This window comes from Paenibacillus taihuensis (genome assembly GCF_003386535.1).
Classification (GTDB): Bacteria; Bacillota; Bacilli; order Paenibacillales; family Paenibacillaceae; genus Paenibacillus_Z; species Paenibacillus_Z taihuensis.
Window position 1 is genome coordinate 52,414 of sequence record NZ_QTTN01000018.1, and the last position, 15,885, is coordinate 68,298.

Annotated in this window: 15 protein-coding genes; 2 read left to right on the forward strand and 13 right to left on the reverse strand. The window is 54.1% G+C overall.

The window, feature by feature from the left end; translation table 11 throughout:
• Window positions 1-58 precede the first annotated feature (58 nt).
• From A8990_RS15915 to A8990_RS15945, 7 genes are all read right to left on the reverse strand, one after another.
• Window positions 59-1,012, reverse strand: coding sequence for a phytanoyl-CoA dioxygenase family protein (locus A8990_RS15915; protein ID WP_116190031.1), 954 nt, complete (start codon window positions 1,010-1,012; stop codon window positions 59-61).
• 76 nt (window positions 1,013-1,088) lie between these two features.
• The gene (locus A8990_RS15920) at window positions 1,089-3,605 is read right to left on the reverse strand and encodes a GH116 family glycosyl hydrolase (protein ID WP_116190032.1); all 2,517 of its coding nucleotides are present in this window, start codon (window positions 3,603-3,605) and stop codon (window positions 1,089-1,091) included.
• A gap of 15 nt (window positions 3,606-3,620) precedes the next feature.
• A complete protein-coding gene (locus A8990_RS15925) occupies window positions 3,621-4,712 on the reverse strand; it encodes a Gfo/Idh/MocA family protein (protein ID WP_116190033.1) in 1,092 nt (363 codons plus the stop codon).
• A gap of 446 nt (window positions 4,713-5,158) precedes the next feature.
• The gene (locus A8990_RS15930) at window positions 5,159-5,776 is read right to left on the reverse strand and encodes a glycerol-3-phosphate acyltransferase (protein ID WP_116190034.1); all 618 of its coding nucleotides are present in this window, start codon (window positions 5,774-5,776) and stop codon (window positions 5,159-5,161) included.
• Complete coding sequence (locus tag A8990_RS15935; RefSeq protein WP_342772885.1) at window positions 5,773-6,762, reverse strand: glycosyltransferase; 990 nt, start codon at window positions 6,760-6,762, stop codon at window positions 5,773-5,775. Before A8990_RS15935 ends, A8990_RS15930 begins: the two co-directional genes overlap by 4 nt.
• A gap of 353 nt (window positions 6,763-7,115) precedes the next feature.
• Complete coding sequence (locus tag A8990_RS15940) at window positions 7,116-8,612, reverse strand: stalk domain-containing protein (RefSeq protein ID WP_116190036.1); 1,497 nt, start codon at window positions 8,610-8,612, stop codon at window positions 7,116-7,118.
• A gap of 86 nt (window positions 8,613-8,698) precedes the next feature.
• A complete protein-coding gene (locus tag A8990_RS15945; protein WP_116190037.1) occupies window positions 8,699-9,205 on the reverse strand; it encodes a GNAT family N-acetyltransferase in 507 nt (168 codons plus the stop codon).
• 162 nt (window positions 9,206-9,367) lie between these two features.
• On the opposite strand from A8990_RS15945, the gene A8990_RS15950 reads away from it, so the two are divergent.
• Window positions 9,368-10,228 (forward strand): LysR family transcriptional regulator, encoded by an 861-nt coding sequence (locus A8990_RS15950; protein ID WP_116190038.1) that lies wholly within the window; start codon window positions 9,368-9,370, stop codon window positions 10,226-10,228.
• Between the two features lie 266 nt (window positions 10,229-10,494).
• Here the strand turns inward: A8990_RS15950 and A8990_RS15955 are convergent, their stop codons facing one another.
• The 4 genes from A8990_RS15955 to A8990_RS32150 form a co-directional block, all read right to left on the reverse strand.
• Window positions 10,495-11,289, reverse strand: coding sequence for an ABC transporter ATP-binding protein (locus A8990_RS15955; RefSeq protein WP_116190039.1), 795 nt, complete (start codon window positions 11,287-11,289; stop codon window positions 10,495-10,497).
• Window positions 11,289-12,206 (reverse strand): ABC transporter permease, encoded by a 918-nt coding sequence (locus A8990_RS15960; protein ID WP_116190040.1) that lies wholly within the window; start codon window positions 12,204-12,206, stop codon window positions 11,289-11,291. Before A8990_RS15960 ends, A8990_RS15955 begins: the two co-directional genes overlap by 1 nt.
• Before the next feature lie 31 nt (window positions 12,207-12,237).
• Window positions 12,238-13,314, reverse strand: a complete 1,077-nt coding sequence (locus A8990_RS15965) for an ABC transporter substrate-binding protein (RefSeq protein WP_116190041.1) — start codon at window positions 13,312-13,314, stop codon at window positions 12,238-12,240.
• Between the two features lie 233 nt (window positions 13,315-13,547).
• Window positions 13,548-14,009, reverse strand: a complete 462-nt coding sequence (locus tag A8990_RS32150; protein ID WP_245996053.1) for an SEC-C metal-binding domain-containing protein — start codon at window positions 14,007-14,009, stop codon at window positions 13,548-13,550.
• Between the two features lie 261 nt (window positions 14,010-14,270).
• Here A8990_RS32150 and A8990_RS15975 point away from each other — a divergent pair, with 261 nt between their 5' ends.
• On the forward strand, window positions 14,271-14,750 hold the full coding sequence (locus A8990_RS15975; protein ID WP_116190042.1) for a CcdC family protein: 480 nt from the start codon (window positions 14,271-14,273) through the stop codon (window positions 14,748-14,750).
• 2 nt (window positions 14,751-14,752) lie between these two features.
• Here A8990_RS15975 and A8990_RS15980 read toward each other — a convergent pair whose 3' ends face one another.
• Complete coding sequence (locus A8990_RS15980; protein WP_116190043.1) at window positions 14,753-15,253, reverse strand: GNAT family N-acetyltransferase; 501 nt, start codon at window positions 15,251-15,253, stop codon at window positions 14,753-14,755.
• A 16-nt stretch (window positions 15,254-15,269) separates the two neighbouring features.
• On the reverse strand, window positions 15,270-15,884 hold the full coding sequence (locus A8990_RS15985) for a VC0807 family protein (RefSeq protein ID WP_116190044.1): 615 nt from the start codon (window positions 15,882-15,884) through the stop codon (window positions 15,270-15,272).
• Window position 15,885: the final 1 nt, after the last annotated feature.

Consider the following 15,885-nt stretch of genomic DNA (forward strand, 5'->3'; position numbering starts at 1 on the left):
CAGCAAGGCAGCCCCACTCCAACACGAGGCCACCCGCCAGACGATCTATTCCAACTCTCTATTCTGCTCTAGCCCACTCGCAGCGCTCTCCATCCTTCAGGCCGAGCGCTTCGCGAATCATTACCTCAACAACCGAGTAATCCGCCGGATTCTCCCGGTTGAAATTCATCCGTTCATGCGTCGGAGACACGCGGTTGCACATAAAACGCGGAACGCCAAGCTCGTTCGTCGAAGGAGCGTGATACAGGAATGGATGGCAAAGCACCAAATCCCCCGGCTCCCCTGTCGTCTCCACAACGCGCAATGAATAACCATCCGGATCCTCATACGTATTGTCCATAAACTTCGCCAGATGCTCTTTCTTCGACAGCTTTGCCTGCTCCCGCTTGTCCTGCTCCGGAGAATCCGCGTAGATATCATCGGAAGCCGGCTGTTTCTTGCCGATCAACTCCGCCAGCCACGGATGCTTCGCACATTCACGCAGCGCCTCGCCCAGCCCCATGCCTTCCGGATGCTGCGCCAGCACTTTCGCGACGATATTATGCGAGCCCTCGGCAACAAGCGTGCCCGAGCCGCCCTTCTTCACACTCGAGAACAGGCAGACCAGCAGCAGCCCTTGCTCCCAGCTGTCCAAGTAGTGACGGAAGTGACTGCCGTCATAATGCCAACCGCCCGGAATTTCCGGCCCGAAGTTGATAATATAGCCGCCCCACATCGCGCCCTGCATCTTCTTCCCGTCCTGCCAGCGCCCTTCTCCAAGTAAATCCTCAATCGCCCCAGTCAGATGCTCGGAGTTCAGATCATCCATCACCGGATGCAAATAATTGCCCAGCCGAACGACAGGCTCCGTCCAGCTGCTCTTATCGTCCTTATGTATGCCTTTCTTCGCCAGCTCATCCCATAGAAAGTCCTGCACCTTCAGCGCAGCCTCGCGCGGATAGGCACCTTCAACCTTCACCCAGCCTTTTTCTTTAAAATGCTGCACTTGCGCTTCTGTCAACACTTTCGGCATGCCCATAACACTCCTCGATAAATAGAATGATTAGAAATGATGGCTTCCTTCCGGCAAAGCTAGCAATTGCAAAAGGTTACACTAGCTCAAGCTTCATACTTTGGACGGCGATCTGTCCTGCAATTGCATCTACAAAAGGCTCCCCGTTCCGCACGCCAGCATGACCATATCCGGTCGCGGTACAGAGAAACACGCTGTAATCCCCAGCCATGCGCGGAGATATATAGAGCTCCTGCTCGACTGCGTCATAACGCACGCCGCCCCAGCCCTGGAGCAATCCATAGGACGCCATCGCCCTAGCGTACCAATGGCCGCATTCGTACTCGTTGAACGGATTACGCGTTCGCCCGTCATAGCGGTCGCGGCAGGTGCGCACAATATCGAGTCCTTCCTGCACACTGCCAAGAGCCATAAGATGGGACGCTACCTGATACTCGATCCCCGTCCACACTTCATCGCTGTACACGAATGGCAGCGACAGCTTGCCGCCCTTCGGCCATGTGCACAGCAGCAGACCGCCTTCAGCGCCAAGCGCAAAGCCCGGCCGCTGCGGATTGGCATGCTCGGTCAGATTGCGCTTAAGGTTGTAATTGTAGACGCTCAGCAGATGGCTCCGTACCATAGCACGGTCGAGAATCTCGCCGAGGCCGCACATTTCCGCCAGCCAAGCACCGATAACGCCGTCGGACAAGCAGCCTTGGCCGTACTGATATTTCGGTCCTTCTTCCTCAAGCAGCGCACGGGCTTCGGCGGAGTAATTGACGTTCCATGCATCCTTCGTCTCCAGCGGCGAAGGCGCATGCAGTCCCTCCCATACAATCCGCTGTTCAAAATACGCCCCGTTAAACAGCTCCCGCTCCAGAAAGTCTCTGCCACGCTGAAAAATCTCCTCATAAGCATAGGCATCCACTGCGTCGCCGCATGCTTCCGCTATCCGGGCAGCCGCCTTCAGCGCGCCGAGATAGATGGACGAGCACATGCCATCCGGTCCCCAGAATTCAATGTCATAGGTGTTATGGTGCGGCTCGGAGAGAACGCCGGTCTTGTCAGGGTCCCACGTGTCCATGCAGTAACGCAGGCTTTGCTTCACCTTAGGCCACATAACCTGCAGCCACGCTGTATCTCCGCTAATTCGCCATTCCCGGTATACCTTCATAATGCCGCCCAACTGCCCGTCGGCAGCGGCATGGAAGTTATGGTCGGCCGGCTGGATCGGCAGCGGCACCCGGAAATTCTGATGGCCCGCCGCATCCTGGCCTTCCACAAACTCCGTGTCGCGAATCGTCCGCTCCAGCTCAGGGAACAAATGCGGCAGCGCCTGCGCATAGTTCCACACATGCGTGCATGTACCGTGGCAGCTGCCTTGCAAGTCTTCGCTGCCTTCCCACGCCCAGAACCTGCCGTCCGTCTGCCGAAGCACCGTCGGCGACTTCAGAATCGACAAGTTCGCAGCAGACGCTTCCGCAAGCTCTGGCGGCAGCGATGTACCGAAGAAGCTGTCCGTGAAGGTCTCGCTCTCCGCGCGCAGACGAGAATACTCGCTTGACCAGTAGGTTGCTACGCTCGTAATATCCGCGAACCTTCCTGCGTACCACGGCTTATAGTAACCGGCCGAGCCACTGCCTCCACTCGCACCTGCCGCTTTAGAAACCGCTTCGACTGGTACACCTGCATTCAAATTCGACACCGGCACGTACCACGACAGCATAACCCTCACCGTCTGCCGCCCATACGGTAGCAATTCCAGCGGCACGTAGAGGCTTGCGCCGGGGCTTGGTGAGCCTTCCGTGACAGGCGAATTCTCGCGCCACTGTCCCGCTGATACCTTGTTCCAGATCATCGTCACCGAGTCGAACCAGCCGCCTCTGAACCAAGCGCAATCCACCTTCGCCCGCGGATCGTCGGTTACCGCGCTGAATGCACCTTGCTTCCACGGCTCTCCCGCAGTAGCCGGCTGGTCCAGCACGAATCCCGCCGCAACGTCACCATCGGCACGAAGCACGCGCTGTCCCTCCATGCCCCAGCTTGTCATGAAGTTCGCTGCATGAAACGAATACACCAGCTCGAGCGGCTCATTAGTCGTGTTCTCGAACGTGAACTCCAAGCCTGCCGCCGGCAAGCTGGAATCATCCGCATTCAGCGGGGCGAACGGACTCCAGCCGGTGATGGTCACCGCAACCGGTACCTGCTCGTCGCTCAGCTTTACCTTGCCGAACGGAAACCTGCCTTCGAAGCTGCTCTCCCCAAACCGCGGCAGCCCGTAATGTTTGCCGTACAGCCCGCTTCCCGGTCCCGGCTCATAATCCTTCGTCCGGCTTCCGAATACTTTACGCCGCGGTACCTGACCTTCCAGCACTCGCGCCATTACACCGCCCGGTCCCTTCACACTCAGTGCGGAGAAGACCATCGGCTCATTCATATTGTTCGGCCGATGATGCATGGCGAAGTGCGACAGCGCCCCGGTACCCTCCAAGCAGAGATTTCCTGCACCAATGCCGCCAAGCGGGAACGCAATATAGCCATTGCGCTCACCTGTATAGACACCGTTATATTCCCGCTGCAACTGACCTCGCTGATCTTGACTCTGACTCACAGAATCCCCACCTTCCTAGGACTGAAGCTGAAGCGCATTCATAATCATGCGGAATACTTCCAAATCTTCGCGCGCATCCTCGGGCGTCGTCTTCGGCGCGTGATCGTTCGTAATGACATCGTATAGATACTTCATCTCCAGCGTATACGGATCGGTAAGGGTCGGACGGATGACTGATTCCGTATAAGCTTCGCCTTCCGTCTCGTAGATGTGCAGCTTCGTCGGCAGATGACGGATGTACGGCGTATCATACTGCACCTTCACCGTCTTGCGGCTCCCGTACACTTCCACATGAGCATCGAAGCGTCCTTGCTGGTCCATCCCCGTCTCGTAAGTGACCGAGAACGTCCCATAATCGAGAATCGCATTTAAGAAAATACTGTCCGGATGAATCGACAGCTTCGCCCCAACGCAAGCTTTGGGCATGCCGATCGCCTCGCGCATCGCCGACAGATCATGGCTGCCAAGCCCGGCCAGCAGCCGATAGAAGCCAAACAACGGCGACTCCGGTTCAAGTCCTGTCGCCTCGCGCCCCAGCCGCTCCGCTCTCTCCTTGCGGTCCGCCTTCGCGCTATCCGGAATATCGTCGAACATGACCGTCCGGCTCGTCGGACGGATAAAGAAATGATTTTGCCCAATAATATCTCGTATCCTTGCGTATGTAATATTGCCTAGGCCGCCGATCTCTTGAACCGCCTGCACGAACGACGCCGCGTAACGACGCATGTAGCCAACCATGATATGAACCCCGTTGCGATCCCTTGCCTCAATAATGGCATCCGCTTCGGCAAACGTCAGACACATCGGCTTCTCGATCAGCACATGCTTCTTCTGATTCGCCGCTTCAATCGCGCACTCCGCGTGATATTCATCACTGTTGAGAACGAACACAACATCAAGATCCTCTTGCCTGACAAGCTCCCTCATATCGGTGTACAGCTTGTCTACTCCGTACTGGCCGCCGATATGCGCCAGCAGCTTCGGCGAAATATCGCATAATGCCGCAATTCGGTATTGCTCCGGCAGTGACTGAAGCACCGGCAGATGGATCACCTGTGCGACTTCGCCAAGGCCGATCAGTCCTACATTAAGCACGCGTCCGTTCATCGTTCAAGAAGCACCTCTCCCCTGAGATGTAATCGTCATTAAGTTTACAAAAATACAAAAATGTAAAGTAAACAATAAACAGTTTTTATGATTTTGATTATAATACTCGGCTATTATCTTGTAAACACTACATTTTATTCGACAAAATGGCCGATATTACACGAAGACGCTTTACATTTACGAATCTTGTTTACAAAAACCTTTCAAAGTCCACCAGATCCTGCGGCGTATCCGCATCAAAGCCCCATTCCGCCTGCTCGCGATTCTACTCGCGGAAACGGCTTTTTCGATGATCTCCAAACGGCGCACTCCTTTGCTGCAGATTCCTTTCACAAACAAGCTTCGCACAAACAAGCCAAGTCCTCTTAGATCATATAGCCAAGCCGGCCCGTCCTATGCGCATATGCGGCAACAACAACAAACGGCTCCCGCGGGGGAGCCGTTCTTTATCGCTTGATATGTAATTCGAGCGCACTGATAAACCGGCGCAGCTCTCTGCGATGTGAGTACAGGAGAAGCAGGAGGTTGACGATTCCGAAAGAAATGACAGCGCCCGAGTAGTCGAAGAGGATGACGAAGATCGTCAGGACGAGCATGCCGAGTACGACCTGGAAGCCGTCCGCCTGCGAAGAGGTCGGCTTGCCTTTGTTCAGCAGCCTTCCCGTTAAGAGCAGAATGGCGAGAATGATGGCATAGGCGAGCGAAGCCGTGAAAGCAGTGAGCGCGCTCCATACACCGAACGTGACGGCAATCGCCTTGCCGCCTCTTAGCTTCATGAAAGGCGAGAACATGTGGCCGAGCACGGCCGCCGCACAGGGGAGAACGAGCTCGTAGCCCGTGACAGCGTCCGTTTGGATGAGCCAGAAGATCGGGACGTACCCTTTTAGAAAATCAAGCAGGATGCCGCATAGACCATACGAATAGCCCGCCGCCTGCCACAGATTAAGCGCGCCGGGATTGCCGTCGCCTACTTCCTTTAAGTTATGGTTCGCGAGCAGCCCCAGCCAATAGGAGAACATGAGTCCGCCGGAGAGAAATGCCAGCAGCGTCCAGATGACGATCATGTCTTCGACCGCCCCCCAACCTCGATGCTCCTTCCTTTCCAAGCCACCCGCCCAAAGAATACCACCTGATAAATGGAGTACAGCATAATGTATATGAAGAAGACCGTACTAATCGGATGCAGCGCAGGAAGCCATCTGCCGAACCGCCCCGTATAGTGGATAAAATAATAAATTTGCGCCGTGTAGGTAACGTAACCGACCGCGAACGGCAGCCACCACGATGTGCCCAGCAGAAAAGGAGCCGTCTCTGCCGCAATAAGACCGATGAGCCATACGGCAACGAGCAATGTCGTTCCAAGGCTGAGCTTGCTTGTGCTGAGCACCGCGCCTTTGCTGAAGCCCTCGATTTCACTTCGGATACCGCCGGGATACATCCGGAACGACACCGTGCCATGCCCGATATAGTTCGTGACCGGAACGCCGGCCTGCATAAACTGCGCACCGAGATTGAGATCGTCGAGCAGCTCCGCCCTTACGCTCTCATGGCCTTTTACCCGCTCGTAGTCTGCTGTCGTTGTTACAATGCAGGAGCCGTAGAGCCCTTTTTGCGGATTGGTTCGTTCCATCGGTGATGTGAATGCGTATAGCCCCAGCAGGTTCGGAATGAGCGCGAGCCGCTCGTAGAACTTCTCCGCCTCGTGGTATGGCACAACTGAGATGGTCCCGCCATTATTGGCCCGAGCCGCGAGCAAAGCCTGCATCGCATGCGGCGCAAGCCGGACATCTGAATCGAGAAAAGCGATCAGATCGCCGCTTGCCTGCTGATAGCCGTTCCACACTGCCCAGTTCTTGCCTGTCCAGCCAAGCGGCAGCGACGGGCACGAGATGACTGTCACCTCGAACTGTTCGGCAATTTCTCGCGTTCGGTCTGCGGAATGATCATCGACTACGATGATCTCCATGTTCTCATGCCCAATCGTCTGGGCCTGCAGAGATCGAAGCAAATGAGGAAGATTGCGTTCTTCATTTCGTGCCGGAATGATGATGGAAAGCTTTCCGTGAGGCGGCGGAGATTGTGATTGTGATTGTGATTGTGACTGTGGCTGTAATTGTGACTGTGGCTGTGAGGCGGTGACCCGACCTGATAAAGGCAGCGTATTTCGGCGAAATAACAAGAACCCCGAGGCGCAAGTGCAAATAAGCAACATAGCAACAACAATCTCCATATCAGATCCCCCCGAAACGCTCGTTTTTTCGCGATCCGTACAAGTATATGGTGTCTCCTTCCCATTCTATGATTTCAAATCTATGGAAACAAGAGCAATATGAGGGTAACGCGCTAATTACATAGAAAAAAGCCTGTTGAGCGCTTCTCAACAGGCCTGATCTCGGTCCGGAATTATTTCATGGTAATCGTAATGCGGTTCGTCTGCTGCACCCAATCCACCTTCGCGCCTAGCGACTCGCTGATGAATCGGAGCGGAAGATACGAGGTGCCGCCGGTACTGAATGGATCGTTGCTCAGCTCCACTTGTTTCCCGTTCAGCTTGGTCGTGCCCAGCTTGAAGTCGACCGCGATTTGAGTGGCGTTGTCTGCGCTTCGAACGGTTGCGATCTTATTGTTCGCATCCCACCCGACCGTTGCCCCCATCCGCTCGAAGATCGAGCGAATCGGAATGAAAGCCTGCCCGTTTAACGTAACGACGCCATTGCTAAGCGCAATATGTTCCCCATTCAACTCCACTGCGATCGGCTTCTGAACGGGTACTGGCGTCAGGTGCTCAAACTCGTAGTCTCCATTGCCGAGCATGGCTTCCTTGTTGACGCCCCATCCCCACAGCGAACCGTCCTTCTTCTGCATAATGAGATGGCGGGCCCCGGCTTTCACGCTGCTAATGTCGGAAGTCAGCAGCTCGAACGGGGGATCCTTCGGCAATGTCTCCAGATCGGTGGATGTGCTGTACAGCTTGCCATTCCGGGTCAAAGCAAGAAGTGAGCGCTCTACGACAAAAGCATCTACGACTCCGTTTAAACTCGTCAGCTGCTTCGGCTCTTGTTCATGCAGCACCGTTCCATCCGACCACCCGGTCCTGGTCGTCCCCCAGAACCAGAGATGCGACTGCTTGTCTATGGCAACCGTGGAAGCATCCCCAACTCCGATGCTTTTAAGCATAAGAATGCCAGAAACTTCGGTCAGCTGCGTCGCAGCATTCGGATCCACCGTACTGTCTACCGCAAAGGGCAGCTTCCAGACCGTGCCGTCTTGCTTCAGGGCGAATCGGCCGCTGACCTCTACAATATGATCCAAGCCTTTCACCTGCTCAAGCTTCTCCAGCTTCTCGTTACTTTTCCAAACCGTACCGTCTGTTTTCAGAAAAAGCTCCTGTTGATCATAGCTTGGATACTCTGCATGAATGCTAATCTGCTTCACATGATCAATTTCGCTAAGCGGCTTGATGCCGTCCCAATCGATCTTGATTCCTTCACGGGGAATCGTGAATACGTCTCCATCCTTCTCGATGACGAAGGTATGGAGCCACGTGTCTGTAACAGCGGCGATATCCTTCAGCGCTGGAATGGGCTCCACCTTGTATTCCGTTGCCGATGCGGTCGGCTCCCAATGCCAAACGGACAAGTCGTTCTTCATAATGATCCGATCGGAAAATGAAGCCGCCACATCGGACAGCTCATGAATTTGGGTGGGTACCGAATGGTTCTGTCCCCATACCCAATAGGTGCCGTCGCTCTCAATGAGCGAGTCGCTGCCGTAGGCCGCAATTGTGTTCGTGTTTGCGGGCTCCGAGGCAGCTGCATAGATGGTGGATGTGGATGTCCCTCCTGCCGAAAATGCCAATACGCCTAAAGCGAGTGCTGCCGGAATTAGCTGCTTATTCATGTGAATGCGCTCCTGTTCTTCCAGTTAATGGACTGCTTCTCATTACCCAGTAGACGGTATGGAAGCGAGGAAGGTTGCATTCGTTCTTATATGAGCTTGTAATACAGCATCGTGGCATCCAGTTCGCCGCCAGCCGATCGTGCGAAGCTCGGAATGCGGCCTGCCAACGTATAGCCGATCGAAGTATACAGCAGATTCGATGGGTCTCCCTCTCTTGTATCGAGCACCAGCAGCGAACGGCCTGCCTGCTTTGCCTGTTCTTCCGCGTGCAGCATCAGCTGGCGTCCAATACCATTGCGCCGACAGTCAGGATGCGCCATGAGCTTGGCGATTTCTGCACGGTGCATGCCGTTCGGCTTCATGCATAGATGCAGCTGGACAGTACCCGCAATGCGGCCGTTCATCCGGGCGACGAACAGGAGAACGTCCGGCGCGAGCACGCCTTCCCAGTATTGCTTTGCCTCCAGCTCTGTTATCGGGGGCAGGAAGCCGATGGATGCGCCGTCCTCCACAACGGCGATCAGCAGCTCGGACAGCTCGGAGAGGATGGTATCGTTAATGGCATGTACCTCTTCAATTGCAATGATTGACATTGTGAATCCTCCCTCGCGGCCTCTAGTGTGTCTTGAATATAGCCATATCATCTGAATATAGCCATATCATAACGGGGACGTTATCATTTGTATAACGAATAATTTATGTTGTTATCATTCAAAAATCGAATCATTCATGCGAGAAGGAGTTTGTTCGGTGCCATGGATTCATCCCAATTAGAAGCGTTCTTAGCCGTATGCCAAATCCAGAACTTCACGAAGGCCGCTGAGCATCTGCATATCTCTCAATCGGCTGTCACTGCGCGCATCAAGGGATTGGAGACCGAGGTCGGGAAAACATTGTTGCTGCGCGACAATCGCAATGTCAAGCTGACTCAAGCCGGCATCGCCTTCCTCCCTTACGCCCAGCGGATGATTCGGCTGTACGCGGAGAGCAAGCTGACGCTGTCGGAGCAATTCGAGCATCAGCTAATATTAAGCGGGCCCGGCTCCGTATGGCATTATCGATACTTGCCGAATATCTTGGCGTTTCGGCAGAATCATCCCGAGGTTGCGGTTAAATTCCTCAGCAACATCGATCCGGGCTATATGATCCGCGATTTGCTGCTCGACGGCGTTGTTCATGTCTCGGTCCGCTTCGATCCTCCTGATCATCCGAAGGTGTCGCAGCTGCTGTTGTTCGAGGATCCTCTCATACTCGTCTCGGCCGTGGATCGAGAGGCGCCGGTACACAAGGCGGATCTTCGTTCCGCGTCCTACTGCCACATCGAATGGGGCTACCCCTTCCCCGATTGGTTCGCCGGCGTGGCAGGCGCTGGCTTCGTGCCCGCGCTGCACACGGACCATTCCGCCATTATGCTGACGATGCTGCTGCAGGGTGCCGGCTTCGGGTTTATGCCTCTCTCCATCGCGCAGCCTTATCTAGATGCGCAGCGGCTGTTCCGGCTTCCCTGCGCTTTTGAGACGCCGACGATTACAGCCTATGCACAATATCTCGCCGAGCAGCGGGAGCATCGCACTGTGCAGCTGGGGCTGGAGCTGCTGGGGAGTCACAGGGTATGATGCACGTCAGCGATAATTTCGAATAACTGGATATTTCCAGTTATTCCGGTCATTACTTTGTGCAAAACCTCTGTAACGCTCAAAATAAATGGGTTTTTCCATTTATTCGTGGTTGGCCGAGCGGAATCACCTCAAATAGATGGATTTTTACATCTACTCATAAGCTGGCTAGAAGATGCATGCCTCTGGGCACGCATCATAAAGGAAGGCTGCCCGGGCACATTCGCCCAGACAGCCTTCGTCTTAACTATTTCCTCCGGTTACGATTAACCGAATACGACACGGTCGTCCGCCATCTTATGACCGCTAATATTCTCGAACTCGCGAAGCAGCTGCTCGACCGTCAGGCCCTTCTTCCGCTCCTCGTCGATATCGAGAATGATACGGCCCTTGTCCATCATAATGAGACGGTTGCCGAGGCGAATCGCTTGCTCCATGTTGTGCGTGACCATTAACGTCGTTAGCTTCATTTCGCGTACGATGCTCTCCGTCAGGCGCGTAATAAGCTCGGCTCTCGCCGGGTCAAGCGCTGCGGTATGCTCGTCGAGCAGCAGGATCTGCGGCTCGGTGAACGTCGCCATCAGCAGGCTGAGCGCCTGGCGCTCCCCTCCGGACAGCTGCCCGACCTTCGCTCTCAGCCGCGTATCGAGGCCGATGCCCAGCTTCTTCAGCTGCTCTTGGAAGAACGCCCGCTTCGAGCGCGTAATGCCAAAGCTAAGTCCGCGCTTCTTGCCGCGCACATACGCAATCGCCAAGTTCTCCTCGATCGTCAGATGCGGCGCAGTACCCGCCATCGGATCCTGGAAGACGCGGCCGATCCAGCGGCCCCGCTTGTATTCCGGCAGCTCCGACACCACATTGCCGCCGATGCGCACATCGCCTGAATCCGGAGTTACGACGCCGGAGATAATGTTCATCAGCGTCGATTTTCCCGCGCCGTTACTTCCGATTACCGTTACGAAATCGCCCGGCTTCAGCGTCAGGTTAATGCCGATGAGCGCCGCCTTCTCATCCGGCGTACCAGGGAAGAAGAGCTTGGACACTTTAGACAGCTCCAGCATTAGCGCTCACCTCCCGCAGCCGTAAGCATGTCGGCCAATTCCGCAGAGCGTTTGCGCGCAGCGTGCTTCTGCTTCCAAGACCGCTGAGCCGTTGGAATAATGAGCGCTACGATAACGATAACGGCTGTAATGATCTTTAGGTCGGATGCGTCCAGCCAGCTGACCTGCAGCGCCATCGCAACGACGATCCGGTACACGACCGAGCCGAACACAGCGGCAAGTGTCGCCCACAGAATCGTTCTCGCGCCTAGAATCGCTTCCCCGATAATAACGGAAGCAAGACCGATGACGATCATCCCGATCCCCATCGAGTTATCCGCGTAACCCGCCTGTTGAGCGACGAGCGCGCCGGATAGCGCGACCAAGCCGTTCGACAAGCTGATGCCGAGAATAATCGTATGATCGGTATGTGCGCCGAAGCTGCGGATCATGCGCGCATTGTCGCCCGTTGCCCGCAGCGCAAGGCCGAGATCTGTCTTCAGGAACAAGTTCAGCAGCACCACGATGACGAGCACGACGCCAACCATGAAGGCAAGAATGGAGAGCGAATTAAATATCGTTCCCTCGCCAAGCAGCGAAATGTTCGGACGTCCCATAATCCGAAGATTAATGGAATAGAGCGCGATCATCATGAGAATACCCGATAACAGTCCGTTGATCCGGCCCTTCGTATGCAGCAGGCCAGTAACAGCCCCTGCCGCACAGCCGCCGAGACAAGCAGCGATGGTAGCAAGCCAAGGTGATGCACCGTGGGTAATCATCGTCGCTGCGATGGCTCCCCCGGTTGTGAAGCTCCCATCCACCGTAAGATCGGGAAAATCGAGAATGCGGAACGTGATGTAAACGCCGAGTGCCATGAGGGCGTATAGCAAGCCTAGCTCAATAGCTCCAGGGATGGAATTCCAGATAGCATGCATGGGTGAACCTCCAGACGATTACTGATACTGATTACTGGATAATATCTTGTGCTTGGTCCTGAACGGCCTTCTTCATGTCGTCCGTCACTGTAATACCGAGCGATTCGGCCGCTTTCAGGTTGAGGATCAGATCCAGCTTCTCCTGCATGCTTACTTTGATCTCGCCTGGTTTTTTGCCGTTCTTGAGAATATCTACAGCCATCTGACCTGCTTGATAGCCGTGATCATAATATTTGAAGCCGACCGTTGCGAAAGCGCCTTTCTCTACCGTGTCACGGTCCGAGGAGAAGAACGGAATTTTATTCTTCTGTGCGACTTGGATAATCGAATCTACGCCGCTAACGACCATGTTGTCGAGCGTAATGTAGAATGCATCGGCGCGGCCAACCAGCGATTCCGCTGCTTGCTTCACTTCAGACGTGTTCGTTACAGCTGCCTTCACGAGCTTGATGTTATGCTTCGCCAATGCTTCTTCTGCCATCTTGGACATAACGACCGCGTTCTCTTCACCTTCGTTGATGATAAGACCGAGTGTCTTTACATTCGGGAAGTTTGCCGCGATGAAGTCAACTAGCTGCGTTGTCGCCGCAGGGTTCGTATCCGATGCGCCAGTAACGTTGCCGCCCGGTGCGTCCAGGTTGCTGACGATCTTCGCTGCCAATGGATCCGTAACGGCTGCGAACACGACCGGCGTATCCTTCACTTGCTGTACCACGGCTTGCGCCGATGGCGTTGCGATCGCAAAGACAAGATCGTTCTTGTCTGCCGCGATTTTCTGAGCGATGGACAGGTTGTTCGACGAGTCGCCCTGCGCGTTGTTGAAATCAACCGTCAAGTTCTTGCCTTCTTCAATGCCTGCATCTTTCAGCGCTGCCAAGAAACCTTCGCGCGTCGCATCAAGAGACGGATGTTCAACGATCTGAGAAATTGCGATTTTGTACGATTTTTCCGCTGGCGTGTCATTTTCGGCAGCAGCCGGAGCATTCGAGTTGGCTGTTGTGTTATTCCCTGCCGCAGCGGTGTTGTTCGTCTCTTCTTTCTTGCTGCCACAACCCACGATTACTAGAACGATAGAACATACAAGTACGAATATAGACCATTTTCTCATATTGCTTCTTTCCCCTCTCGTGTGTAAAGCTATGCCTCTGCCCTGAAAAACTGCAGTGCTTTATCGCCAAACAGCAACAAAGTCTAACTCTAGCAGAATCCCTTGTGAACGCTAACATGCTTTTTATATATATTAAGAGGAGTTCACAGGTTCGTCAATTGTTTAAAAAAATATATATCTGAAGCAAAAAGAGCAAAAAGACCACATCCAACAGGATGTGGTCTTGGCGGTGCTTAGCTTACAAGCAAGCAGCATTTCTTATATTTCTTCCCGCTTCCGCACGGGCACGGCTCGTTTCTGCCAATCTTGACAGAGGTCACCGGACGGCGAGGCGCTGTGATCGTTCTTCTGTAGGAAGCGCTAATCGGGCTTGCAACGCGTGCTGCAGGCTTAGCTGCTGGAGACTCTGCTTGTGTCGCTTGGGGTTCTTGCGGCTGCTCCTGAGTCGCTTTAGGCGCCTCTGCGACCGGTTCACTGCCCAGCAGTTCCCGGATCTCTTCCGGCATGCCTTGGTGTAGCAGATTCGCTTGCGCAAATTCAGCATCAGTGAGGAGCTGAACGAGAGCATCCGCGAGCTCCTGCTTCTTCAGCTTCGAACGGCCAGCAAGTTCACATGCTGCGGCAATTTGATTCAGGCGATCCTTGGTCAGTGCCGACAACATATCGCTCAGTTTCGTTCTAATTGCTAAATCCATTGATGTTAGACCCTTTCTATCCGCCAAAACAAATGACTTCATAACCAAGCTATTTTACCACGTTTCTCGGGATAAGCCTACTCTAGGAGCGAAAAAAGGGCCAGCTATTAGTTTCCAGCTAGAGAGCGGCGATCGAATGAGCTAGAAAAACAAGCTTCTTCTCTCAAATATGAAGTTATCCTTAAATATGTAAAAATGGCAACCAAATTACAAATGATAGCCATTAAAATATAGGATAGCAAACGATAAGAGGTGTTTGGAATGAATGGAGCTCCTATTTATGTCATGATTGCCGCAATCGCAGTCCTGGTGTTGTGGCGAAGAACAAGAAGCATGTATCGGCCTGTTCGGGGAAACGGCTATCGCATCTTGGTCCCGTTATTGTTTATGATTCCTGCGGTTACCTTATTTTTCAATCCGGATGTGAACGAGCCTGCTTGGGCTTTTGCCGGAGCTTTCGGGCTTGGGGTCATCTTCTCGATTCCGCTCATCTGGACAACCAACTATGAAGTGAGAGCGGACGATCAGATCTATACGCAGAAGAACTGGGGATTTATCGCAGCATTCGTAGGCATCGTAATCGTTCGGTTCGCGCTTCGCCAGCAATTTTCCGATATGAATCCTCAGAACCTCATGGCGCTCTTCGTCATGGTTGCAATGGGCTATCTCGTTCCATGGAGAATTGTTTCGTTCATTAAGTTCAGGCGCTTGTTCAAGGATAGAGTCTCTATCCAGAGTTAGCCTCAGAGCAGCTTCTCGAAACAAAGATAAGGTACCTTCCGCATCGGAAAGCTGATCCTGCCGATCTCGGCATATCCCGCCCGCCGGTACATGCCGACCGCGCCTGGATTACCGGTGTATACATCGAGACGGATACTCGTACCGCCCGACTGCTGCGCATGCTGCTCGGCGAACTGCAGCAGTCTCTTGCCGATTCCTTGCCCCTGATAGGATGGGTGTACCGCAAGCCGGTGAATGCATGCGGGCTCCCCCGCTCGATCGCTCCACAGCAAAGGCGCGTACCTGCTGCTTTGCCGGCGGTCCACAACGACTGCGCCAATGACCCGCTGCCCATCGCGGATGCCGAATAATGTTCCTCTCTTCATATCGCGACCAATGACAAATCGGTTCGGATAGAACCAATCCCACTGACGGATACCCGTTCGGTTGAGACTTAACGTGACCTCGCGATACAGCTGCATGAGGCTCTTCCTGTCTTCTTGGGATAACGGGACGATGACCATTTTGCACTCCCCTCGTCTATAAGGCTCTGTTCTGCTTGATTTGAAGAAACTTGGCTGCAGAATGGCGGCGATACGCGACCGTCCATAGCACGGCAGCGCCAATGAAGCCATAGAGCACAATGTTGGAAAGCGCCAAATATCTCTCCGTCGATAGACGGTAGACCATATAGACCCGAACGGCCGCCTCCCCCGTCAGCATAATCCCCCAAACGGTGGTCATCAGACGCATGACGAAACGAAAGTACGCATATCCCCAGCTATTCGGAAAATCATTCCCCGCAACGAAGCGCGTAGCCAGATGGTACATAATCGGCCGAGTGAAGAACAAGGAGCCGAGAAACACGATTCCGACACCCGCGGTAATGAGCGATTCACGGACGAGTAGTATCTTCTCGCTGCCGCCTATCAGTACAAGTGCAATGGTAAGAACGAAGGTGAATAGCATCAGGGAACCGAATGCATCGAGCTTGCGGTGCTTTGCCAGATAAATCAAATTGTCGATCAGCGGAATTAGCGTCGCAACGGATAGCGCGGCCAAGCTGCTCATATAATCGGACAACCAAACATATAAGGCCCAGGGCACAACCCCGTTAATTAAAAGTGTAAAGATGACATATAGACGTTTGAACACA

Bases quoted from the DNA above. Each gene is read 5' to 3' on its own strand.
- A8990_RS15925 (WP_116190033.1), bottom strand. From the start codon at position 4,712: ATGAACGGACGCGTGCTTAATGTAGGACTGATCGGCCTTGGCGAAGTC.
- A8990_RS15950 (WP_116190038.1), top strand. From the start codon at position 9,368: ATGGATTCATCCCAATTAGAAGCGTTCTTAGCCGTATGCCAAATCCAG.
- A8990_RS15955 (WP_116190039.1), bottom strand. From the start codon at position 11,289: ATGCTGGAGCTGTCTAAAGTGTCCAAGCTCTTCTTCCCTGGTACGCCG.
- A8990_RS15975 (WP_116190042.1), top strand. From the start codon at position 14,271: ATGAATGGAGCTCCTATTTATGTCATGATTGCCGCAATCGCAGTCCTG.
- A8990_RS15915 (WP_116190031.1), bottom strand. From the start codon at position 1,012: ATGCCGAAAGTGTTGACAGAAGCGCAAGTGCAGCATTTTAAAGAAAAA.
- A8990_RS15980 (WP_116190043.1), bottom strand. From the start codon at position 15,253: ATGGTCATCGTCCCGTTATCCCAAGAAGACAGGAAGAGCCTCATGCAG.
- A8990_RS15960 (WP_116190040.1), bottom strand. From the start codon at position 12,206: ATGCATGCTATCTGGAATTCCATCCCTGGAGCTATTGAGCTAGGCTTG.
- A8990_RS15965 (WP_116190041.1), bottom strand. From the start codon at position 13,314: ATGAGAAAATGGTCTATATTCGTACTTGTATGTTCTATCGTTCTAGTA.
- A8990_RS32150 (WP_245996053.1), bottom strand. From the start codon at position 14,009: ATGGATTTAGCAATTAGAACGAAACTGAGCGATATGTTGTCGGCACTG.
- A8990_RS15930 (WP_116190034.1), bottom strand. From the start codon at position 5,776: ATGATCGTCATCTGGACGCTGCTGGCATTTCTCTCCGGCGGACTCATG.
- A8990_RS15940 (WP_116190036.1), bottom strand. From the start codon at position 8,612: ATGAATAAGCAGCTAATTCCGGCAGCACTCGCTTTAGGCGTATTGGCA.
- A8990_RS15945 (WP_116190037.1), bottom strand. From the start codon at position 9,205: ATGTCAATCATTGCAATTGAAGAGGTACATGCCATTAACGATACCATC.